The organism is Flavobacterium davisii (genome assembly GCF_042182265.1).
GTDB classification, from domain to species: domain Bacteria; phylum Bacteroidota; class Bacteroidia; order Flavobacteriales; family Flavobacteriaceae; genus Flavobacterium; species Flavobacterium davisii.
This window is the reverse complement of the sequence record NZ_CP097869.1, coordinates 2,252,043-2,275,422: the sequence shown is the minus strand read 5'-3', so window position 1 is coordinate 2,275,422 and position 23,380 is coordinate 2,252,043. Positions and strand designations below refer to the sequence as shown.

General features: G+C 30.4%; 22 protein-coding genes and 1 pseudogene. 12 read left to right on the top strand and 11 right to left on the bottom strand.

Translation table 11 applies throughout. The annotated features are described in order from the left end of the window. Nucleotides 1-363: 363 nt before the first annotated feature. Nucleotides 364-2,034 (bottom strand): asparagine synthase B, encoded by a 1,671-nt coding sequence (gene asnB, locus NAB20_RS09720; RefSeq protein ID WP_105196276.1) that lies wholly within the window; start codon nt 2,032-2,034, stop codon nt 364-366. A 685-nt stretch (nt 2,035-2,719) separates the two neighbouring features. Then, nucleotides 2,720-3,328: an NUDIX hydrolase gene (locus tag NAB20_RS09715; RefSeq protein ID WP_088394143.1), complete on the bottom strand. Its 609-nt coding sequence runs from the start codon at nt 3,326-3,328 to the stop codon at nt 2,720-2,722. A 7-nt stretch (nt 3,329-3,335) separates the two neighbouring features. On the opposite strand from NAB20_RS09715, the gene pyrE reads away from it, so the two are divergent. The 3 genes from pyrE to NAB20_RS09700 all read left to right on the top strand — a co-directional run bounded on the left by pyrE (nt 3,336) and on the right by NAB20_RS09700 (nt 6,501). Continuing rightward, nucleotides 3,336-3,983, top strand: a complete 648-nt coding sequence (gene pyrE, locus NAB20_RS09710; protein WP_105196277.1) for an orotate phosphoribosyltransferase — start codon at nt 3,336-3,338, stop codon at nt 3,981-3,983. Nucleotides 3,984-4,000: 17 nt separating this feature from the next. Continuing rightward, complete coding sequence (locus NAB20_RS09705; protein WP_105196278.1) at nt 4,001-4,393, top strand: orotate phosphoribosyltransferase; 393 nt, start codon at nt 4,001-4,003, stop codon at nt 4,391-4,393. 284 nt (nt 4,394-4,677) lie between these two features. Then, complete coding sequence (locus tag NAB20_RS09700; RefSeq protein ID WP_088394137.1) at nt 4,678-6,501, top strand: DEAD/DEAH box helicase; 1,824 nt, start codon at nt 4,678-4,680, stop codon at nt 6,499-6,501. A gap of 79 nt (nt 6,502-6,580) precedes the next feature. Here the strand turns inward: NAB20_RS09700 and NAB20_RS09695 are convergent. Next, nucleotides 6,581-6,682, bottom strand: a pseudogene (locus tag NAB20_RS09695) (IS3 family transposase); the annotation flags it as partial. Nucleotides 6,683-7,147: 465 nt separating this feature from the next. On the opposite strand from NAB20_RS09695, the gene NAB20_RS09690 reads away from it, so the two are divergent. Further along, the gene (locus NAB20_RS09690) at nt 7,148-7,717 is read left to right on the top strand and encodes a pentapeptide repeat-containing protein (protein WP_127823185.1); all 570 of its coding nucleotides are present in this window, start codon (nt 7,148-7,150) and stop codon (nt 7,715-7,717) included. A gap of 118 nt (nt 7,718-7,835) precedes the next feature. Here NAB20_RS09690 and NAB20_RS09685 read toward each other — a convergent pair whose 3' ends face one another. After that, a complete protein-coding gene (locus NAB20_RS09685; RefSeq protein WP_164849083.1) occupies nt 7,836-8,450 on the bottom strand; it encodes a nitroreductase family protein in 615 nt (204 codons plus the stop codon). 92 nt (nt 8,451-8,542) lie between these two features. Between NAB20_RS09685 and NAB20_RS09680 the strand changes: the two genes are divergently transcribed. After that, a complete protein-coding gene (locus tag NAB20_RS09680; protein ID WP_105196280.1) occupies nt 8,543-8,911 on the top strand; it encodes a helix-turn-helix domain-containing protein in 369 nt (122 codons plus the stop codon). Here the strand turns inward: NAB20_RS09680 and NAB20_RS09675 are convergent. The 3 genes from NAB20_RS09675 to NAB20_RS09665 are packed head-to-tail and all read right to left on the bottom strand — an operon-like array spanning nt 8,901 to nt 11,916. Then, nucleotides 8,901-9,581 (bottom strand): ABC transporter ATP-binding protein, encoded by a 681-nt coding sequence (locus NAB20_RS09675; protein WP_205728013.1) that lies wholly within the window; start codon nt 9,579-9,581, stop codon nt 8,901-8,903. The two genes, NAB20_RS09680 and NAB20_RS09675, sit on opposite strands and share 11 nt — an antisense overlap. Beyond that, nucleotides 9,578-10,834, bottom strand: a complete 1,257-nt coding sequence (locus NAB20_RS09670) for an FtsX-like permease family protein (RefSeq protein ID WP_235878126.1) — start codon at nt 10,832-10,834, stop codon at nt 9,578-9,580. Before NAB20_RS09670 ends, NAB20_RS09675 begins: the two co-directional genes overlap by 4 nt. Beyond that, complete coding sequence (locus NAB20_RS09665; RefSeq protein WP_105196283.1) at nt 10,834-11,916, bottom strand: efflux RND transporter periplasmic adaptor subunit; 1,083 nt, start codon at nt 11,914-11,916, stop codon at nt 10,834-10,836. The genes NAB20_RS09670 and NAB20_RS09665 overlap by 1 nt, the downstream gene beginning before the upstream one ends. A 675-nt stretch (nt 11,917-12,591) precedes the next feature. Here NAB20_RS09665 and NAB20_RS09660 point away from each other — a divergent pair. Then, nucleotides 12,592-13,917, top strand: a complete 1,326-nt coding sequence (locus tag NAB20_RS09660) for an IS110 family transposase (RefSeq protein WP_375605053.1) — start codon at nt 12,592-12,594, stop codon at nt 13,915-13,917. 462 nt (nt 13,918-14,379) lie between these two features. Here the strand turns inward: NAB20_RS09660 and coaD are convergent, their stop codons facing one another. Together coaD and NAB20_RS09650 are read right to left on the bottom strand one after the other, a co-directional pair. Further along, on the bottom strand, nt 14,380-14,844 hold the full coding sequence (gene coaD / locus NAB20_RS09655; protein WP_105196652.1) for a pantetheine-phosphate adenylyltransferase: 465 nt from the start codon (nt 14,842-14,844) through the stop codon (nt 14,380-14,382). Beyond that, nucleotides 14,844-15,830, bottom strand: coding sequence for a D-alanine--D-alanine ligase (locus NAB20_RS09650; protein WP_088393240.1), 987 nt, complete (start codon nt 15,828-15,830; stop codon nt 14,844-14,846). Before NAB20_RS09650 ends, coaD begins: the two co-directional genes overlap by 1 nt. A 207-nt stretch (nt 15,831-16,037) precedes the next feature. Between NAB20_RS09650 and NAB20_RS09645 the strand changes: the two genes are divergently transcribed. The 3 genes from NAB20_RS09645 to NAB20_RS09635 all read left to right on the top strand — a co-directional run bounded on the left by NAB20_RS09645 (nt 16,038) and on the right by NAB20_RS09635 (nt 18,905). Further along, the gene (locus tag NAB20_RS09645) at nt 16,038-16,649 is read left to right on the top strand and encodes a PASTA domain-containing protein (protein ID WP_088393238.1); all 612 of its coding nucleotides are present in this window, start codon (nt 16,038-16,040) and stop codon (nt 16,647-16,649) included. A gap of 3 nt (nt 16,650-16,652) precedes the next feature. Then, nucleotides 16,653-17,690, top strand: coding sequence for an RluA family pseudouridine synthase (locus NAB20_RS09640; RefSeq protein ID WP_088393236.1), 1,038 nt, complete (start codon nt 16,653-16,655; stop codon nt 17,688-17,690). A 183-nt stretch (nt 17,691-17,873) separates the two neighbouring features. After that, nucleotides 17,874-18,905, top strand: a complete 1,032-nt coding sequence (locus NAB20_RS09635) for a M28 family metallopeptidase (protein WP_375605052.1) — start codon at nt 17,874-17,876, stop codon at nt 18,903-18,905. A 96-nt stretch (nt 18,906-19,001) separates the two neighbouring features. Here NAB20_RS09635 and NAB20_RS09630 read toward each other — a convergent pair whose 3' ends face one another. Together NAB20_RS09630 and NAB20_RS09625 are read right to left on the bottom strand one after the other, a co-directional pair. After that, on the bottom strand, nt 19,002-19,235 hold the full coding sequence (locus NAB20_RS09630; RefSeq protein WP_088393244.1) for a hypothetical protein: 234 nt from the start codon (nt 19,233-19,235) through the stop codon (nt 19,002-19,004). 436 nt (nt 19,236-19,671) lie between these two features. Continuing rightward, nucleotides 19,672-20,838, bottom strand: a complete 1,167-nt coding sequence (locus NAB20_RS09625; protein ID WP_105196653.1) for a class I SAM-dependent RNA methyltransferase — start codon at nt 20,836-20,838, stop codon at nt 19,672-19,674. 132 nt (nt 20,839-20,970) lie between these two features. Between NAB20_RS09625 and NAB20_RS09620 the strand changes: the two genes are divergently transcribed. The 3 genes from NAB20_RS09620 to murQ all read left to right on the top strand — a co-directional run bounded on the left by NAB20_RS09620 (nt 20,971) and on the right by murQ (nt 23,358). Next, entirely contained in the window at nt 20,971-21,735 is a 765-nt protein-coding gene (locus tag NAB20_RS09620) for a bifunctional 2-polyprenyl-6-hydroxyphenol methylase/3-demethylubiquinol 3-O-methyltransferase UbiG (RefSeq protein WP_088393232.1), read from the top strand. A gap of 67 nt (nt 21,736-21,802) precedes the next feature. Next, the gene (locus NAB20_RS09615; protein WP_088393230.1) at nt 21,803-22,495 is read left to right on the top strand and encodes a ZIP family metal transporter; all 693 of its coding nucleotides are present in this window, start codon (nt 21,803-21,805) and stop codon (nt 22,493-22,495) included. 50 nt (nt 22,496-22,545) lie between these two features. Further along, nucleotides 22,546-23,358, top strand: a complete 813-nt coding sequence (gene murQ, locus NAB20_RS09610) for an N-acetylmuramic acid 6-phosphate etherase (protein ID WP_088393228.1) — start codon at nt 22,546-22,548, stop codon at nt 23,356-23,358. The last annotated feature ends 22 nt before the right edge of the window (nt 23,359-23,380 follow it).

Below are 23,380 nucleotides of genomic sequence, written 5' to 3'. Positions count from 1 at the left end.
AACGACAAAACGACTTAAATCCCTCTTTAGTTTATTAACATTACAAAGTTAATAAAGAGATAATTGCTTAAATCAAACGAAAATAGCCTTAAATGAGATTTTCTTTATCTTTCAAAAAATGTTAAAATTATTATTTCATAAAAATCCTTTTAAATCCTTTTAAATGCTTTTTATATCAAACAAGAATAAAAAATCGTATACTTTGTTCGATTCAAAATTCTTTTTATTTCTAATACGGAATTTGGTTTAAATTTAAACTTTCAGAAATGAGTCCTAATAAAAAACCTCAAAAGAAGAACGATTGAGGTTTTTACTTTTTATTTAATTTGATAGCAAAGTAAATCGAAAACTAAATTATTTGATTTATTTTTCATAAGCATCATCATGTACTTTTGCCACAGCACGTCCTGAAGGGTCGTTTAATTTTTTAAAAGCTTCATCCCATTCTAAAGCTATTTTTGTACTACAAGCCACACTCGCTTCTTGTGGAACACATAAAGCTGCAGTATCACTCGGATAATGTTCACTAAAAATAGTACGATAGTAATACTCTTCTTTGTTCATTGGTGTTTGAATAGGAAATCTAAATTTAGCATTTTCTAATTGTTCATCTGAAACTTCTTTGTTTACAATTTCTTTTAATGTATCTATCCAACTATATCCTACTCCATCACTAAACTGTTCTTTTTGACGCCAAGCAACACTTTCTGGCAACATATCTTCAAAAGCTTTTCGAAGAACCCATTTTTCCATTTTTTCTCCATTAATCATTTTATCTTGAGGATTAATACGCATTGCTACATCCATAAACTCTTTATCCAAAAAAGGAACACGTCCTTCAATTCCCCAAGCAGCTAAACTTTTGTTAGCTCTTAAACAATCATACATGTGAAGTTTACTTAGTTTACGTACTGTTTCTTCGTGAAACTCTTTTGCATTAGGAGCTTTATGAAAATATAGATAACCTCCAAACAATTCATCAGAACCTTCACCAGACAAAACCATTTTAATTCCCATAGATTTTATTACACGCGCCATTAAATACATAGGTGTACTAGCTCTAACAGTTGTTACATCATAGGTTTCAAGATTATAAATCACATCTCGGATAGCATCTAATCCTTCTTGAATGGTAAATTTTATTTCATGATGAATAGTTCCTAGATGGTCTGCTACTTTTTGTGCCGCAGCTAAGTCAGGCGATCCTTCTAATCCTACAGCAAATGAATGTAATTGTGGATACCATGCCTCTGATTTATCATCTGTTTCGATACGACGACTTGCAAATTTTTTAGCAATAGCAGAAGTAATGGATGAATCCAAACCTCCTGATAACAAAACACCATAAGGAACATCACTCATTAACTGACGATGAACAGCCGCTTCAAGGGCTTCACGAATAGTTTGAATACTAGTCTCATTTTCTTTTACAGCTTGGTATTCAACCCATTCACGATTATACCATTTTACTAACTCTCCTGTTTTACTATACAAATAATGTCCTGGTGGAAATAACTCAATTTTGGAACAATATCCTTCTAAGGCTTTTAACTCAGATGCTACATAAAAAGTTCCGTTCTTATCCCAACCAATATATAAAGGAATAATCCCAACGTGATCACGAGCAATAAAGTATTCATCTTTTTCTACATCATATAAGGCAAAACCAAAAATTCCATTCATCTCATCCACAAAAGAAGGTCCTTTTTCTTGATATAAAGCTAAAATTACTTCACAATCACTTTGTGTTTTAAAATCATACTTTCCTTCAAATTGCTTACGTAATTCTCTGTGATTATATATTTCTCCATTAGCAGCTAAAACTAAGTTACCATCAGGACTAAACAAAGGTTGTTTTCCTGAAGCTGGATCTACAATTGCTAAACGTTCATGAGCCAAAATAGCTTTATCATTAGAAAAAATACCACTCCAATCGGGTCCGCGGTGACGGATAATTTTAGCCATTTCTAACACCTGAGGTCTTAACGTTTCCGCTTTTTGCTTTAGTTTGAAGGCGCATACAATTCCACACATAATTATATTATTTTTAGATATCTGATTTCAGATTTGATTAATAATTTATTTATAAAGCAAAATTGATATATTTAATTTTATTTTTAAACCTTAAAAAACATTTTAGTTTAAATTTAAAACCTTAAAACAAATAAAACAAACAAAAATTAAAAAAAAACGGTTCTCTAAATAATTAAAACTTAAAATCTGTAACTTATTTAATATTCAAAAAACTTACCCCAAGCACTCTGTCATTCTATTTTTTCAAAAAAATCTATTTAGTTACTCATTTCATATATTAACAGAATAATCAAATAATTCATTTAATGGCAGTACTATAAATTTCTCTCTATCCTGAAATAGACAAACAAATTATTTAATAATTAAAGGTTGTAGTAAAAGATTACAATTTTATTTCAACCAAAGGAAAAATCGAAATGAATTAATAGAAGTAAATCATATTATATGGTACTTACAATAAGATTTTTTTATCATCTTCCTAAGTAACATGTCATACTTTACCTGTTTTTATATATGCTTATCTCAGAAAAAATTCGGCGAATTTGTAGCTTCTTCACTCTTTTTTATTTTCATCGTAAAAGACTATCAGTTAATCTATATTTATCAGAGATTAAAGAATGAATATGATATCTGGATTAAAACAAAAAAGATCTACTTCTTTTTTAGTAGATCTTTTTGTCTTTTTTTAATATTTTATTCTTGCATTTTCTTTTTCAAAAAGAAGCTTGATGTTTTCGTATGAATTCGTTAACGCTTCCTCTATTTGAATTGGATTAAGCCAAGCTACTTTTTCAATTCCTTCATCTAATTGTCCTACTAACGAACCATCATAATCCGTTTGCATTTCATACCATTGTGTAATTTTCAATCGATATTTACCATTTCTTCTAAAAATGTGATAGGTTTTTTGAAGTTTTTGAATAATCTTGAGATTTGTAACACCCGTTTCTTCTTCAACTTCACGAATAGCTGTTTCTTCAATTTGTTCTCCTTTATCAATTCCTCCTTTAGGCAAGTCCCATTTTCCTCCTCGATAAATAAAAAGAACCTCTCTTTTACTATTATAAACTAACCCGCCTCCCGCAAAGTTTACTTTAATTTTAGATTTCAGAGTATTCAATATTTCTTTTTCATCAGGATGATACAAATAAGCCTTTTGAATTTTGTTTTGAAAATAGCTTACAATAAGCTGTTCTATATCAATACTTTCAAGTAAAAAAAACTTGAAATCAGTTTCCTTAACAAATTGATTTGTCAGGAAAAGTGGTTTGTCGTTCACAAAAACTTTATACATTTGCAGTATGATTTTTAATAAAGATACAGCGAGTAAAACTGCCGAATTGCTTTTACAAATAAATGCAATTAAATTGAATTCTAAAAATCCTTTTACATGGGCTTCTGGTTGGAAATCGCCCATCTACTGTGATAACAGGATATTACTTTCGTTTCCGGCAATACGAAATTATGTAAAAGATGAATTTGCAAAAAATATTGAAAAACAATTTGGTAAGCCCGATGTAATTGCGGGAGTAGCAACAGGAGCTATTGGTATAGGTATATTGGTAGCACAAGAATTAGGATTGCCTTTTGTGTATGTACGTCCAGAACCCAAAAAACACGGTCGCAAAAATCAAGTGGAAGGTTTTTTACAGAAAGGTCAAAATGTAGTCGTTGTGGAAGACTTAATTAGTACAGGAAACAGTAGCTTACTAGCAGTTGAAGCTTTACGCAATGAAGGTGCTAATATAAAAGGTATGGCTGCCGTTTTTACTTATGGTTTTCCAGTTGCTGAAGAAAATTTTAAGAATGCGAATGTAGATCTATTTACATTAAGCAATTATGAAAATCTTTTAGAATTAGCCGTAATTAAAAATTACATAACAGAAAAAGAACATGAATTACTTACAGATTGGCGAAAAAACCCATCTGAATGGAATATTGAAGTATAATATTTAAAAGAACAATTATGAATTTAGAGAGCCCAAAAGTAACAGTGGCAAAATCTTCAGAATATATATTTAACGAACTGTCTGATGTTAAAAATTTTGAGAAATTAATGCCTGAAAACACAGCTAAATTTGAAGTAATTGATGAAAATTGCTTTGAATTTGGCTTAAAAGGTATGCCTGAAATTAAATTAGTTAAAAAAGAATCCGTACCTACATCAAAAATTGTTTTAGGAGCAGCTTCTAGTAAATTACCATTTACATTAACTGCCAACATTAATGAAACAGCAACTGAATCTACTGATATTCAATTAATATTTGAAGGAGAATTTAATGCTATGATGGCTATGATGATTAAAGCCCCTATCACTAAATTTATTGAAACATTAGCACAGAACATGGTAAAATTATAATTCTTCAAACAAAGAATAATAACAAATAAGCTGTCTAAAAAGGTCTCAATTTTATGACTTCAAGTAAGGAAAAAAACTATAACGACGATAATATAACTTCTCCCTTTAATTGAAACCATGAGCTAAACATTGAGTTTACACTTTTAGACAGCTTCTTTTTTAAATTTTATTTAAAATTTTAATAACCAAACTCTTATTTTTTTGAAGATATTTAAAAAAAAATCTATTTTACAGGATTAACTTATAACTTTTCATTACCTTTGCGCCCAATTTAAAAATAAGTAATGAATAAATTTGAACAATTAGGTCTTAATGAATCGCTAGTGCTGGCGATTAAAGATCTAGGATTTGAAAATCCCTCTGAAGTACAAGAAAAAGCGATTCCTCTATTATTAGAGCAAGATACCGACATTGTTGCACTGGCGCAAACTGGTACTGGAAAAACAGCCGCATTTGGCTTTCCTCTTATTCAAAAAATCAACGCAGAAGACCGAACAACTCAAGCGTTAATATTATCTCCTACTCGTGAATTATGTTTGCAAATTACGAATGAAATCAAACTTTATTCTAAGTACATCAAGAATTTAAATACCGTAGCGGTATATGGTGGTGCAAGCATTAATGAACAGGCTAGAGAAGTAAAAAGAGGTGCTCAAGTTATTGTAGCTACTCCAGGACGTATGCAGGATATGATTAACCGTGGAATGGTTAATATTAAAAACATCTCAATCTGTGTATTAGATGAAGCAGATGAAATGCTTAATATGGGATTCTACGATGATATCTGCTCTATTTTATCTGATACTCCTGATGACAAAAATACTTGGTTGTTTTCGGCTACAATGCCTGCTGAAGTAGCAAGAATTGCAAAACAATTCATGCACACTCCACAAGAAATTACAGTAGGTCACAAAAACCAAGGTTCTACAAACGTTTCACATGAGTTTTATTTAGTTAATGCACGCGATCGTTATGCTGCTTTAAAGCGTTTGGCTGATACTAATCCTGATATTTTTTCTGTTATTTTTTGTAGAACAAAAAGGGATACACAGGCAATTGCAGAAAAATTAATTGAAGATGGTTATAATGCTGCTGCCTTACATGGTGATTTATCACAAGCTCAACGTGATGCTGTTATGAAAGCATTTCGTGGTCGTCAGATTCAAATGTTAGTAGCTACTGACGTTGCAGCACGTGGTATAGACGTAGATGATGTAACACATGTTATTAATTATCAATTACCTGATGAAATTGAAACCTATACTCACCGTTCAGGTCGTACTGGTCGTGCTGGAAAATCAGGTACTTCAATGGTTATTATCACAAAAAGTGAACTACGAAAAATTCATCAAATTGAGCGAATCATCAAAACTAAATTTGAAGAAAGACCTATTCCTAGTGGAATTGAAATTTGTGAAATTCAACTATATCACTTAGCTAACAAAATAAAAGACGTAGAAGTAGATCATGAAATTGACAATTACTTACCTGCTATTTATGATGTTCTTCAAGATTTAACCAAAGAAGAATTAATTAAAAAAATGGTATCGGTTGAATTCAATCGTTTCTTATCTTACTATAAAAAATCGCGTGATTTACATCAAGAATCTTCTGGTAATAAAACAACAACTATTCCTACAGAAGGCGCTGTTCGTTACTTCATTAACATTGGAGCTCGTGATGGTTTTGAATGGATGGAATTAAAAGATTTCTTAAAAGAAAAACTAGAATTAGGTCGTGATGACGTATTTAAAGTAGATGTAAAAGAAGGCTTTTCTTTCTTTAATACCGATGCTGAACACGTAGAATTAGTTATGAATAATTTAAACGGTATTACTTTAGAAGGACGTCGTATAAATGTAGAAATATCTAAAAACGATGGATCTTCTAACAATAAACGTCGTGATCATGGTGGTAGAGGCGGAAAACGAGAAGGAGGAGAACGCGGAGAAAGACGTGGAGAAGGCGCTCCTAGAGGTGATAGACGCGATGGAGGTAAAAGATCATCCGATAGAAGAAATTCTTCTGATGACAGAGCCCCTAAAAACGAAAGACGATCTCGTCGTTCAGATTCTTCTTCATCGGATCGTAGAGGCCGTAGAAGTTAACAACTCTTTAAAAATCAAACATAAAAAGAGGCTGTCCTAAAAAAATACACTGCACCCAAAAGTTTAGACAAATTTAAACTTAATTTTGATAATAATGAGTTCGATATTTTATCGGGCTCATTTTGTTTAGATTAGACTTGATTCTTTCGTTATTGTAATAGTTAATATATTCTTGAATTTCTTCTTATAAAATTTTCCGTGAGCTCTTGAATTTATTGAAAAATTTTGTTTTACAACGAAGTCTAATGCGGAATCTGGGTTTAAGCGATTCTAAAAAACTAGCTTCGACTTTTAGAACACCCTCTTTTTTATTTAATCTAAATACTTTATAAATTTATTGAGGAAATGTAATATCTTTGCTAAAATTATTCTATACGAGACAACATGGTGTTTCATCATTGATTGTGTCAAAGGGCTTTCAAATGGAAGCCTTCTTACATTTAAGCCAAAATTTGGGAGGGGATAAATTCACCATTTTATAGATAGGCTTCGCTCGCAAGTTCAAGTTAGCTCTCATTTTTCAAAGAATAATACTTTCTGAAATCGGGGTTAAAGACCCGTTATTTATTAAAACAATAATCTACAAACAATACAGTTTATTTTTATTCTAAAACAAACTAGATTTCTTTACTTTGCACAAAAAAACATGCACGAGTTTATATACGACAAAAGTTTTAATCAGATTACGTACAGCTCATACGAACTGACTCATAAAGAATTTGATAATTGTACATTTATCGATTGTGATTTTACACAGGCTTTTTTTACAGGAACCACTTTTATGGATTGCAATTTCAGAAATTGTAATTTCAAAGAGGCTAAAATTGGTCATGTAGGTTTACGAAATGTATTATTTATGGATAGTAATTTTACAAATGTAAATTTTGCTATGACTGATCAGATTATTTATGAATTTCATTTCACAAATTGTCTTTTAGATTATGCTCAATTTTACAAACTAAAACTTAAAAAAATTCAATTTACCAATTGCAGTATGGTTTCAGTAGATTTTATGGAAAGCGACCTAACAGAGGCTTTATTTGACAACTGTAATCTTAGATTGGCTGTTTTTTCAAATACCAATCTTACAAAATCTGATTTTTATTCTAGTCATAATTTCTCGATTAACCCGGAGAAGAATCAATTAAAAAAAGCTATTTTTTCTCAAGAAAATATCAAAGGGCTATTAGATCAATATGGAATCATCATTAAGTAGTTCTTTCTTTTATCGAACTGAATAAAAAGCATACTTACCTCCTAACTCCTCCATACTGAATGTAAACTACAAAAGACAAGGAGGTAAATATGTATATAGAAAACAAATAGATTTTATTTTATTTTATTTCTGTTACTACTTCATTTAGATTTAAACGAAATTTTGACTTTATATGGGGTTGATTTACATCTTCTTGATCTCTTTTTCCTATTGCAACAGCAAATAAAGGCTGATAATCTTCTAATCCTAGTATTTTCTTATACGTTTCTTTTTCTATTCCTTCCATAGGAGTGGAATCTATTTCTAAACTCGCACAAGCTGATAAAAAATACCCTAATGATAAGTATACTTGATTTGTCATCCAAGCTTTTATCTCTTCTTCTGGTAGTGGTTTTAAATATTGTTTATAATATCCTACTGCTCCTTCTGGCAGATTATTTTCTATTTCTCCTTCAAACTTTTGTTCAAACTTTTGAACGCTATCAATCACACTAAACACTACTGTATGACTCGAATCTAAAACTCTTGACGCATTAAAATAGGAAGCTTCTGCTAAGAGTTTTTTTGTCTCAGTATTTGACACAAAAGTAAAATGCCAAGGTTGACTATTAATGGAAGATGGCGATAAATTTAATATTGCCTTTAATTCTTCAATTGTTTCTAATGAAATTTTTCCATTAGGATTGTATTTCTTTGTAGTGTAGCGTTCTTTTGCTAATTGTAGAAAACTCATATTATTTTTTTTAAATAAAACTATACTTTTTATAGTTGCAAACATATTTATAGTTTTTTACATTTGCAATAACGGTCAAAAAGGATAGTAAAATGTATAAAATAAACAATAAAGAATTTCCATGTAACACGAGTTTAACTATGAAATTTATAGGGGGTAAATGGAAGGCTGTTATTTTGATTCATCTTTTTGATAAAAAAAGATATAGTGAACTACGAAAAGAAATACCTATGGTAACGGAAAGAACTTTGAGCTTACAACTAAAAGAGTTAGAAGAAGATGGTTTGATAACTAGAAGTGTTTTTTCTACTAAGCCTCCTTTGAAAGTAGAATATGAGCTTACAGCATTAGGAAAAACTTTAATTCCCTTATTGAATGAAATTTCAAATTGGGGCAAATTTATCGCAGAAAAGCACTTAAAGATAAAAATAGAACCTTGTATAACGAATGTTAAATCTTAACCTTACCATCTTCCATGGTTATAATACGGTGTGTACGGTTAGCAAAATCAGGATCATGAGTTACAATTAGCAAGGTTTGGTTAAATTCTTTTGTTAATTGATTAAAGATATCAAAAACAATATCGCTATTTTTTTTATCTAGATTTCCTGTTGGTTCATCTCCCATAATAATAACAGGTTTATTAATGAGTGCTCTGGCAATTGCTACACGCTGTTTTTGTCCCCCACTTAATTGATTGGGCATTTTTAATGCTTGTTCGTGCATATCTAATGTACGCAAATATTCTATTGCGTTATATTCAATTTCCTCTTCTGATAGTTTAGCTAACTTGAGTCCTGGAAGCATTACATTTCGTAACACATTAAATTCATTAAGTAAATAATGAAACTGAAATACAAATCCTATTTTTTCATTACGTATTTGCGCTAATTCTTTATCTGTTTTACCAGTAATAAGTTGTTCATCCATAGAAATTTGCCCTTCATAATCTGTATCCATAGTAGAAAGTAAATATAACAAAGTTGATTTTCCGCAACCTGATTTTCCAACTATAGAAACGAATTGACCGTATTCTATTTGTAAATTAATTTCTTTAAGAACCTGCATACGCACAGGGTCATTAAAATATTTTGTTAGATTTTTAGTCTCTAATACAATATTGTTCATCATTTTCCTCTAATAATTTCTACTGGATCGATTTTACTGGCTTTTAGTGCTGGAAATAACCCTGCTATAAAAGTGGTTATTAAGGCAAATGTAATTCCTATAATATAAAAGATGGGATTATAATTAATTGGAAATGTTTTAATGGTAGGTAGAGCAGCTGTATTAAATGGAATTAGATCTATAATGTTGGAAAAAATAAATCCTAAAAGCAATCCCAAAATACCTCCTGTAATTCCAATAACCATAGACAATAATATAAAAATCCATTTTACATCATTTCCCGAAAAACCAGTAGCTTTTAGAATGGCTATACTATCCATTTTTTCAAAGATCATCATATTTAGTATGTTATATATTCCAAAACCTGCAACAATTAAAAGAACAACTCCTACTGCGTAAGATATAATACTTCGAATAGTTGTACCTGTTTCAAATTGTGAATTGCTGGTTTGGTAATCAATAGCATCTGTTGTATATCTTATTCTATATTCTTTAGTTAATTTGGGTGCTTGTAAAATATCATAAATTTTTATCTGGATATCGGTTATAAAATTTTTGGGGACTCCTAAAATTTTTTGAGCCATTGACAAAGAAGTATAACTCGTTATATCATCTATATCTGCAATACCTATTTGAATGATTCCTACAATTTTCATGGAGGTTAAATTGCCTTTTGGTGTAGTAATTTTAATAATATCTCCTTTTTTTAAAAGCATTTTATCGGATAAACCTTTTCCTATAATAATACTATTATTTTGCTGTAAATCTTCTATTTTCCCTTCTATCATATAATCATTGAGAGCAAATAATTTTTGTTCTTTCAGAACATCAATACCATTAACAACTCCAGAAATTTCTATTGTTCCTGAATTAAAAAAAACGGGGGTATTAATCTTTGCTGCTACATCATATACCCGAATATCTTGTTTTAAACTTTGAATAATTGATTGGGCATTATAAATAGATCTTCCTCTATCTTTAGGTTTTATTGATCTGATGAAATTAATATGTTTTTTATATGTTTGAGAAATCGTAACAGGTTGATTTTTTGATGGTTTTATTTCATTATATAAACGAACGTGTGGTGTACGATGAATTATCAGACCATCTAACAGATCATTCATACCATACATGAAACTGACTAAAGTAATAAACATAGCAATGCCAAACATGACACCTGCTCCCGCAATGATAGTTTGTTTCAGCCTAGAACGCATTAAATGCAATGCAATAGAAAAAATTAGTTTAAAATTCATTACTTAGGTAAATAAATGGTTTCATTTGCTTTTAATCCGCTTATTACTTCTACTTTTTGGTAATCCATTAAACCTGTTTTTATTTTTCTTTTTTCATTATGATTAACTAAAACATACTCACCATCTATCAAATAATTTCTTGGTATAGTCAATATATTTTCACGTGTCTTGATAATAATATTCGCTTCTGCGGTTAAGTTAGGATACAATTTTTGTGGTGGTTTTACAAAATGGGCTTCTATTTTGAATGTTCGTGAGCGCACATCCATAATAGGATAAATTTTATAAACAATAGCTTTAAAAACGTCTCCTTTATAACTATCCATTGTAATCAAAATATTTTGACCTATTTGCACACGAACCATATCATTTTCATCTACATCTAATTCTAATATATAACTATCTTTTTTACCAATAATAGCGAGAGGGGTTTGTGGATTTATAACAGTCCCTTCTTTCACTAAAATGTCAAATAAGGTTCCTGAAAAAGCGCTTTTAACAGTAAAATCACTCTGTATTTTTTGGTTAATTTTTAAATTTATATTGTTCCTAGTCTGTTCATTATGTAACTGACTTTTTAACTGGGATAACTGCTTTATAGCTGTTTCATAAGTTAATTTAGCATTTTTATAACTTACCTCTATTTTTTCGAAATCAACTTCAGAAATAGCGTTATATACCTTAACATTTTTACTACGTTTATAAAGGGATTCATCCAAGATCAATTTATCTTTAGCACTTTGAACACGTAGTTCGGATTCTGCTATTTTATCTTGAATATATTGGCTACTTTCTTTTGAAATCTCATAAGATAATCGGGCGTTTTCTGTTGCTAGATTGGCTTTCTCATTTTCTATCTGAAATAGTGATTGTTCTTTTAAAATAGGATCCCCTACTTTTACTTTAATCCGTTGTAGAACACCTGCTACTGTACTAAAAACAATATATTGCTTATCCGCTTTTATTATTCCAGAAGCATAAACGCTTTCCGTTACGACTCCTTTTTGGGGAAGAACTTCGTCAATCGTTTTTTTAGAACAAGAGATGATGAAAAATAATGAAATCAACAGTACCTTTTTCATTTTATTTAATTAATTCTGAAAGAATAAATTTACGGAATTAGTTTATTTTTTTTATTGATTTAAACAAATACTTTATTTTTCATCCTAAAAATATAGGTTGACAGGCTTGAAATTATTTTTATCAAGAATAATCTTACACTTCTTCCAATTTGATTTTAAGGTTTAAAAAACATTTCTACGTTTTGATCTTTTTACAATGGATTTTATTGCTATTTTCAAACCAAATTCCGCATTAAACTCGTACAAAGTGAATTAAAGCAAATCTATTCTACTTTGTTTAAGTATCCGAGTTGTTCCTGTAAGAAACATTGGAGAAATACGATTTTCTTTAGGAAGATAAATCATTTATGTTACTTTTATAAATTTTGTAAAAAAAAAAACAAAAACAACTTAGTATACTATAAGCAATTAATCCTTTTGTTTATATATGTGTGATTTTAACCCAGATTTCAAGAAAGTATTGTTCTTTGACAAATGAGAGCTAACTTGCACTTGCGAGCGAAGCCTATGTATAAAATGGTGAAATTATCCCCTCCCAGATTTTGGCTGAAATGTAAAAAGGCTTCCATTTGGAAGCCCTTTGAGACAATCAATGATGAAACACCATGTTATCTCGTATAGAATAATTTAAGCAAAGATATTACATTTCCTCGCATTTTAATAAAAAAATATTTTATGAAAAGTTTCGAAAAAATGCAAATTATAAATCCCAATGCTGCAGGAATTGATGTTGGGTCACGTTCTCATTTTGTAGCCATAGGACAGGATGAAAATCAAATTAGAGAATTTAATGTTTATCAATCAGGATTATGCGCTTTGGTAGCTTATCTTCAAGAGAACAAGATTCGTAGTGTTGCTTTGGAGTCCACAGGGAGTTATTGGCAATCTTTGTTTATGATCTTGCAGGGAAATGGTTTTGAAGTTCTTTTGGTTCAAGGGACTCAAACAAAAAACCTCAAAGCAAAGACAGATGTGAAAGATGCACAATGGATACAGAAACTTCATTCTTTAGGGTTATTACGAGGTTCTTTTTTGCCCTCTGAAAGCACTTTGCAGATAAGAACACTTCATAGACATCGTTCTAGTTTGATTGAACAAAGTTCAGGCTTTGTAAACAAAATGCAAAAAGCATTACGTTTAATGAACTTCAGACTCGACGTTGTGATAAGTGACATCACAGGAGTTTCTGGAATAAGAGTAATTGAGATGATACTATCAGGTGAAACTTCAGGTGAAAAATTAGCTGAATATTGCGACAAACGAGTTAAAAAAAGCAAAGAAGAAATAGCCGACGCTTTACAAGGTAAAATAAACAATGAATACCTACATGAGCTTTCCGATTGTTATGATATTTACAGACTTATTCAAGATAAAATAAAAAACACCGATACTCGTATTGATCAAGTGCTGAAAAATCAAACCAGAGAAATTGTTTTATCAGAAGATATCGAATTGGTAAAGAAACAGAATAAAGGGAAAAACCAACCCAAATTTGATGTACAGAAATATAGTTTAAAACTTTTTGGAGTAGATCTCTTTGCTATAGAATCAGTTTGCTCAGGAACCGTTACTAGTTTTTTAGCCGAAATAGGCACCGATATATATAAATTCAAGACCTCCAAGCAATTTGTGAATTGGCTCAGGTTAGCTCCAAATAATAAAATTAGTGGAGGTAAGGTTTTGAGTAGCAGAACTCCAAAAGGGAAAAATAAATTTGCATTGACATTAAGAAATGCGGCAAATACAATTGAAAGAAAAAAAGAAGGTTACCTCGTTATGTTCTTTAAAAGGATTTCTTTTAAAAAAGGAAGAGGTGCTGCAATTACAGCAACAGCAAGAAAAATAGCAGTTATAATTTGGAATATGATAGTCAAAAAACAACATTATATACCAATAAATACAGACGAATATATTCAAGAAATGAAGAATAAAAAAACGATACAAATTAAAAAAATGATTAAAAAATACGGAATCGAAACTACTTCTTTATCAATTCCTTAAATTAAGTTAGATAGAATTACGCATTAGACCCGAGCGTAGCGAATAGACGAAGTAAATCTATTCCACTTTATTTTTCTTCAAATTCAAGCAGGTACTCAAATTTTAATCATCAAAATAGTTCACTATTTCTTCTTCTAAAATTTTCTGTGAGCACTTGAATTTATTGAAAAATTTTGTTTCACAACGAAGTCTAATGCGTAATCTGGGTTTAAGTCAGAATGTTTGGTTTGTTTGGCGGAGTTACTCGATGTCTTCTGTCTGGCGTACCATTTTCTTCCTTCGGTTTTGGATCTAGTTTAATGGCCGTAATTATTTCTATTTGGATTTATTTTTTAATGTTCCTTCTCTTTTTATTATTTCAAGTTCGCAATTGAAGTTTACGACATACTATATTTCAAGCCAGTAGGTAAACTAAGTTGTAGAGAAATAAAAAAATTAATTTATTCTCTACAACTCGTTTTTTTATTTGGTTTTATCAACTCTTACTGCTTCTGGAACTAATCCTGTATAATCTCCTCCATTACGTATCACATCACGTACTATACTGGAAGAAATAAATGATGTATCGGATGCTGTTAAAAGGAATACCGTGTCTATTTTTGACAATAATCTATTCGTATGTGCAATGGCTTTTTCAAATTCAAAATCAGCTGGATTCCGAAGTCCTCTTAGAATAAAATCGGCTTCTAAACGTTTACACAGATCAATTGTCAACCCTTCATAAGATACAACTGTAATTTTATCTTCGTATTTAAATGTTTCCTCAATAAAACGAATGCGTTCTTCTAATGAAAACATATATTTCTTATCAGCATTAATTCCTATAGCTATTACTATTTCATCAAATAAAGGAAGACTTCTTTCTATAATATCAATATGACCTAATGTGATTGGATCGAAAGATCCAGGAAAAACTGCTTTTCTCATTATTTTCTCCAAATTAATTTTCTTCGAAATGCTAATTGAATTTCGTTATCTAACATTTCTCCAAAATCTAGTTCTGCGTATTGAGCTTGCTGTGGAAAAATACTTTGTGGTGACAAACCTGGATTTGTATTCATTTCGATAAAATGTGGTATTTCATTCATGATAATAAAATCTGTCCTTGAAAAACCACTCATCCCTAAAGCTTCATATACTTTTTTTGCTGTTTGTTCTACTTTTACACGTACCTCATCGGTTAGTTTTGCAGGTGTAATTTCTTCTGATTTACCAAGATATTTAGCTTCGTAATCAAAAAAATCTGTTTGTGAAATAATTTCTGTTATTCCTAAAACTTTTGTTTCACCTTTGTAATGAAATACTCCTACTGAAATTTCAGTTCCTTTAAGAAATGACTCTATTAATATATCGCTATCCTCAGCAAATGCAAATTCTAACGCTTTATCAAATTGTGCCAGATCAGTTACTTTTGACACTCCTAAACTGCTTCCTGATTGATTGGGTTTAACAAAAAATGGTAATCCTAATTCGTCTGCTATTGCTTGTTTATCTACTTTCATCCCTTTTGTTAAGTAAATAGATTTCGCTTTAGGAATATCAAACTTAGCTAATACAGATAGTGTATCTCGTTTATTAAAGGTTAGAGCTGATTGATAAAAATTACATCCTGTATAAGGAATTTCTAATAATTCCCAGTAAGCTTGAAGATGTCCATCTTCACCTGGGGTTCCATGAATTGTATTAACTACTACATCAAACTTTATTTTTTCTCCTTCTAATGTAAATGAAAAGTCTGATTTATCAACTGTATGCTTTTGATCGTTTTTTAAAACATACCATCCCTCTTTAAGAATATGTACTTCATACACTTGGTATTTATTTTTATCTAAATTATTCAATATTAACTGACCACTACGCAAAGAAATCACGCTTTCATCTGAATAGCCTCCCATTACCACAGCAACTTTCATACTTTATCTATTTATCTTTATATATCATTCTAAAATTTTTGAAATCTCTTTTATTCAAAATCTCTTTTATTCAAAATCTCTTTTAACAAAAATATCATTTTTTTTCAAATGATTTCGCTTTACTATTTTTATATCTTTGCATTTATTGGTTTTCTTCTAAAAAAAATAGCATACCAATAATAACCTTTTGAAAATTAGCATTTTTATATGAACTGGAAACGTTTTATCCTGAGTTTTACTTTTTTTAAGCAACTATTTTTTGCATTTTTAATAGTGTCTGCTTCTTTATTTATTTTCATGCAATGGATTAGTTTTACTACTAATCATGGTCAAGAAATCACAGTTCCTAACTTAAGCAAATTAACTTTGGAAGAGGCGGAAGAAAAATTAGACGAACTAGATTTAGACTATGAGTTATTAGATACTACTGATTATAATCCCGCTTTTCCTAAGCTTTCTATTGTTCAACAGGATCCAAAACCAGGAAGTAAGGTAAAACAAAATCGCGTAATTTATGTAAAAATTAATGCGGAAGAATATGCAAAAGTACGACTTCCTGACTTAATCCAGAAGACATATCGTCAAGCCGTTCCTACTCTTAATGCGTTAGGATTGTCTGTAGGTGATACGACTTATGTTCCTAATCTTGCTAAGGATATGGTATTAGAAATGAATATCAATGGTAAGCCAATAAGACCAGGTCAACAAGTTTTAAAAATGACTCGTATTAATCTTGTACTAGGCGATGGGAAAATTGGTTTTGAGGAAGAAGATACCGATCTCGAAGATCAACCTGTAGATTCTACTATTACAAAATAAAATATGGCTATTACTTTTTTAGAAAAGGAAGAGGAATGGGAAGATGATTTATATGAACATTATAAGTTTGACATCCCAAAAGGACAAGGTTCAATACGTGTGGACAAATATCTAATGACTAATATAGAAAATACTACACGTAATAAGATACAACAGGCTGCTGAAAAAGGTTTTATTTTAGCAAATGGTATCGCTGTAAAATCGAGCTATAAAATTAAACCATTTGATGAAATAAAAGTTGTATTATCACATCCTCCATTTGAAAATAAAATTATTCCTGAAAATATTCCTCTGGATATAATATACGAAGACGACGCTCTTATTGTTCTTAACAAGCCTGTAGGATTAGTTGTTCATCCTGGTCACGGAAATTACACTGGAACTTTAGCTAACGCATTAGCTTTTCATTTTGAAAATTTACCTATGAACTCCAGTAATCGACCGGGTTTAGTACATAGAATAGATAAAGATACTTCAGGATTATTAGTCGTTGCTAAAACAGAACAAGCCATGGCTCATTTAGCTAAACAATTTGAAGAAAAAACTACCGAAAGAGAGTACATAGCTATTGTCTGGGGAAATATAGAAAATGATCATGGAACTATAGAAGGCAATATTGCTCGTCATTCTACCGATCGAATGCAAATGGCTGTTTATAGTGATTCTTCTATAGGAAAACACGCTGTAACTCATTACAAAGTATTAGAAAGGTTAAGTTATGTGACTGTTGTATCTTGTAAATTAGAAACAGGACGTACTCATCAAATACGTGTTCACATGAAACATATAGGACATACATTATTTAATGATGAACGATACGGCGGTCATCTTATTTTAAAAGGAACTACTTTTTCAAAATACAAACAATTTGTAGACAATTGTTTTAAGATTCTACCTCGTCAAGCACTGCATGCCAAAACGTTAGGCTTTGAACATCCTGTTACCAAAGAATTCATGCGTTTTGATACTGAATTACCTCAAGACATGGTTCAATGTATTGAAAAATGGCGGTTTTATAGTCAATCTCATTTTTTAGACTGAATTTCTTTTATACAAATAAAATATCCGAACAAACGAAAAACTTTTTTTTCTTTCGGATATTTCTTTTCACACAACAATCTTTATAAAAAATTGCCTTTTTAATCATGTATCATTTTAATTAAAAATACTAATTCTTGTTCAACAACTCATATTTACCTATATTCGTTTATCAAATATTAAATCATGAATAAAAAAACGATCTTATTAGGACTTCTTTCTATAGTATCATTAAGTTGCTCTAGTCAAAAAGATACAACCAAATCAGATAATACTCATAAAAAAAACGTTTTAACCTATCTAAATACTATAACAGAAAAAGAACTTAAAAGTCATCTCTATACAATTGCTTCTGACGAAATGCAAGGCAGAAATACTGGAGAAGAAGGACAAAAAAAAGCTGGAAAATATATTATTTCAGAACATAAAAAAAACAACATTCTTTTTCCTGACCAAGCAACATCGTATTACCAACCTATTCCTTCATCTTATTTTCAAAAAACTTTTAGTCCACGTTTAGGTGATTCTGAAAACATTTGGGTATTTATAAAAGGAACAGAAAAACCAGATGAAATCGTTATTGTTTCGGCTCATTACGATCATATAGGAATGAAAAATGGCGAAATTTACAATGGAGCTGATGACGATGGCTCGGGCACTGTATCTTTGTTAGAAATGGCAGAGGCTTTTCAACAAGCAAAAAATGAAGGTCATGGCCCTAAACGTTCTATTTTATTTTTACATGTAACAGGTGAGGAACACGGCTTACATGGATCTCGTTTTTATTCTGAAAATCCTCTCTATCCTTTAAAAAATACTATTGCCAATGTTAATATTGATATGATAGGTCGTAGAGATGATCTTCATAAGGACTCCAACAATTATGTTTACATAATAGGATCAGACTATTTATCGTCGGATCTATATAATATTGTTGAAGAGGCTAATTCTAACTTTGTAAATCTAAAATTAGACTATAAATATAACGACAAGAATGATCCGAATCGTTTTTATTATCGTTCAGACCATTATAATTTTGCTAAACACAATATTCCTTCTGTCTTTTTATTTAATGGTACTCATGAGGATTACCACAAACCTAGCGATGATCCTGAGAAGATTGAATACGATATTTTAACGAAACGCACCAAGCTTGCTTTTGCTATTATATGGGATTTAGCTAACAGAAAAGAAAAACCTGTAGTAGACAAGTCTTAACACGAAGTATTAATAAAATCAAGGTTTAAAAACCTCTTTACTTTTAAATGAACCCCGTTTTTTAGAGCAAAAGCTTAAAACGGGGTTTATTTTTTATTATTCTATAATTTTAACCCCTTTAATAAAAATCCATTTCATAAAAATCTTTTCGCCATCTCGCGTCACAACAGATTGAAATTTAGGTGCCAAGATCGTACTAACAACAAAAGCTGTCATAGGAATCCACCAACCACTCAAATTTGCATACTGAGTTACTAAATAACGTGTTGAAAAAAAGAAAACTGCAAAAGATAAAAAATTATATAAAAAGGCTTTTGTTTTTTTATTCATCATTTATTTATTTGTGCCTCAAGCAAAATATACTAAAAGCAATTATATTTTTATTTACATACAAAACAAATACTATTCAAAAAGCTATTTTGAGCCAATATTGGAATTAACAAAGTTATAATAATAGTAGAAAAAGCGAATAACAAAAAAAACAAATCATTATTTCACTGTTTCTTAACAAATATTTTTAATATATATAATCAAAATTCTACATTAGACTCGAACGAAGTGAATTGGTGAGACCAATCTATTTCACTTTATTTTTTCTTTCAATTCAAGCACGTACTTCAATTTTAATCATCCAAATAGTTTCGTTATTTCTTTTTTTAAAATTTTACGTGAGCTTTGAATTTATTATTCTTTTATTTTACAACGAAGTGTAATCTCAAATCTGGGTTTAATTCTTTTCAAAGAATAAAGCTAGTAGTAAAAAATCTTAATTCTGAGGCGTTAAAAATTTGCCTTTTTTACTTCCTTCATACATTTCGAACTTGGCTAAACGCGATTCTAACTTACCATTAAACAATTTAATTTTTCTTGAAGGTTTTAATCCTACAAACTTTAATGCCTCCATATTACCCGTTATAAACCAAGCATTCGTATTAGGATACCCTTGTTTTAATGTATCTCCTATTTCACGATAAAAGCGTTCCAAATGAATATCTAATCGCTCTCCATAAGGTGGATTAAAAACCATGTGTAATGGTCCTTCTAATGTCTTTTTCGTTTCAAAAAAGTTTTGCTCACGAATGATAATATATTCATCTAAATTAGCTTGTGTAACATTAGTTCTGGCCTTTATTACAGCACTTGGAGCTTTATCATAACCAATAATTTTATAATGAAATTCTCTGGTTTTATTTAGTAATGAATCCATTATCTTATCAAATAAATCATTATCCCAATCAGCCCATTTTTCAAAAGCAAATTCTTTGCGGTTAATATTGGCTGGAATATTACATGCAATCATTGCAGCTTCAGCCAAAATAGTTCCTGAACCACACATGGGATCCATAAAGTTACAACTACCATCCCAACCTGATAATAGTAATATACCAGCCGCTAACACCTCATTTATAGGAGCAATATTTGTTGCAGTTCTATATCCTCTATGGTGTAACGAATCACCCGAAGAATCTAAGGAAACAGAACAATTTTCTCTATCAATATGTATGTTAATGCGTACATCTGGATGGTCTTTATCAATACTAGGACGATGCCCTAATTTTTCTTTGAATTGATCTACAATGGCATCTTTACATTTTAATGCCACAAATTGCGAATGGTTAAAATACTCTGAATTTACAGTTGTATCTATCACAAACGTTTGATTAGCTCCAAAATACTGTGCCCAATCTACTTGTTGAATTCCTTTATACAAACTAGATTCGTTATAAACTCTAAACTGATGTATAGGTTTTAGAATTTTTAAGGCTGTACGTAATGCTAAATTAGCTTTGTACATAAACCCTTTATCTCCAACAAAACTCACCATACGGGTTCCTATCTCTACTTTTTGAGCACCTAATATTTGTAATTCTTTTGCCAACACTTCTTCCAAACCAAAAAGTGTCTTAGCAACCATTTTAAAATTATTTTCCATAAATTATTTTAAATTCTGACATTCCAATTTTTTAACGCCAAATTTCAAATTCTAAATATTTTTCGAATATCAAATTTTAAATCTGAAATTGGAATGCAAAAATACTTTAAATTTGTATGCAAATAAGTATAAATGTCAGAATTATCAAATCATAAATCAGAAACCCAAAATACCCAATCAGAAAATTGGTTCGAAACGTGGTTTAACTCCCCTTATTATCATATTCTTTATAAAGACAGGAATGATCAAGAAGCGCAATTATTCATGGATAATTTAACGCATTATTTAAACTTACCTGAGGAAGCTAAAATTTTAGATTTGGCTTGTGGAAAAGGACGTCATTCTATTTACCTAAACCAATTAGGTTATGATGTTACAGGAGTTGATCTAGCAGAAAACAGTATTGCCGAGGCATCTCGATTCAGCAATAACAATTTACACTTCAAAGTACATGATATGCGTGAGCATACAAAAGAAAAATATGATGCTGTATTAAATCTATTTACCAGTTTTGGCTATTTTGAAAATGAAAATGACAATCTTAAAACGCTAATAGCCATTAAAGAAAGTTTAACAGAATATGGCTTTGCGGTTATTGATTTTTTAAACACTGAATACATCATCCAAAATTTAGTTCCTGAAGAAACCAAAACAGTTGATGAAATTGATTTTCATATCAAGCGACATGTAAAAGAAGGGTACATCTTTAAAGAAATTGATTTTGAAGACAAAGGAATAAAATATCATTTTACAGAAAAAGTTCGTGCTCTAACCCTACAAGATTTTGAGAGCATGATGGAAGAAGCTGGTATTTATCTTTTAGAAATTTTTGGCGATTATAAACTACGTAAATTTTACAAAAACGAGTCAGAACGATTAATAATGATTTTTAAATAAAGTTTATGGGTTCATTTGTACTTTTAGATTAAAGAAAAACAAATGAACCCATCAGAAATCAACATAAATGATATATTTAATTCCTTTTTTATCTGTTATATTAGGTTATATAGTTGCTACTTTTATACAACCTAAAAACAAGAAGAATCTAAAATTATTATTGGCTTTTAGTGGTTCTTTTCTATTAGCATTAACTGTTTCACATTTACTTCCTCAAATTTTCACAAATACAAATACGAATACTAATGAACATTTACATAACAACATAGGCATGTTTATTATGGCAGGTATTCTATTTCAAATTATTTTAGAATATTTTTCACAAGGAGCAGAACATGGTCATGTACACGGACATAATCATTTATCACATATACCTTGGGCTTTGTTTATAAGTTTATGTCTACATGCTTTATTAGAAGGAATGCCCATAAGTCAGCATCCCCATGTGGCTTTAGGAATATCAATACATCATTTTCCTATTGCCATCATTTTAACCACTTTTCTAATTCAGTCAGATCTAAATAAAATGCAAATTGCTTTATTCATGTTAAGTTTTGCTCTGATGACTCCTATCGGAACATATATTTCATCTTGTTTTGATATTTTGGTTACCTATCATAAAGAAATCACAGCTTTCGTAATTGGTATTTTATTTCATATTTCTTCCACTATTATTTTTGAAAGTAGTGAAGGACACAAATTTAACTTAGCTAAACTAATTGCTATCATATTAGGTATTATTTTAGCGTATTTCATGTAAAGAGTATTTCTTAAAAAACAAAAAACATTATTGCTTTTAACTTATAAAAAATGACTTTTACAAAAACTACCGAACAATCATCCGAATATCAGGATTTAGAAAAAATGTCAACTCATGATATATTAACCAATATTAATAATGAAGACAAGACAGTTCCTTTAGCTATAGAAAAAGCATTACCACAAATTGAAGCCTTGGTTAATCAAATCATTGCAAAAATGAAGATAGGCGGACGCTTATTTTATATAGGCGCAGGCACTTCTGGAAGATTAGGAATTGTAGATGCTTCTGAATGCCCTCCTACTTTTGGTGTTTCTTTTGACAAAGTAATTGGATTAATAGCTGGCGGAGATACAGCCATAAGAAAAGCAGTAGAATTTGCCGAAGACAATCCTCTACAAGCTTGGCAAGATCTACAAGAGTGGAATATTAACGAAAACGATATTGTTATTGGTATAGCAGCATCTGGAACAACTCCTTACGTTTTAGGAGGATTAGAAAAATGCCATGAAAATAATATTATAACAGGCGGAATAACCTGTAATGCAGGAAGCCCACTAGCCTTAACCGCTCAATTTCCAATTGAAGTTGTTGTTGGTCCTGAATTTGTTACTGGTAGTAGCCGTATGAAAGCAGGCACAGCACAAAAGTTAGTTTTAAACATGATTTCTACTACCACCATGATCCAATTAGGCCACGTAAAAGGAAACCAAATGGTTGATATGCAGCTCAGCAATACAAAACTAATTGATCGTGGGACTCGAATGATAATGAGTGAAATTCCAGTAAGTTATGACGAAGCTCAAAAACTTTTAAAACAACATGGTAGTGTTAGAAAAGCTATCACAAATTATAAATTATAAAACACCTTAACATTTAATCAAT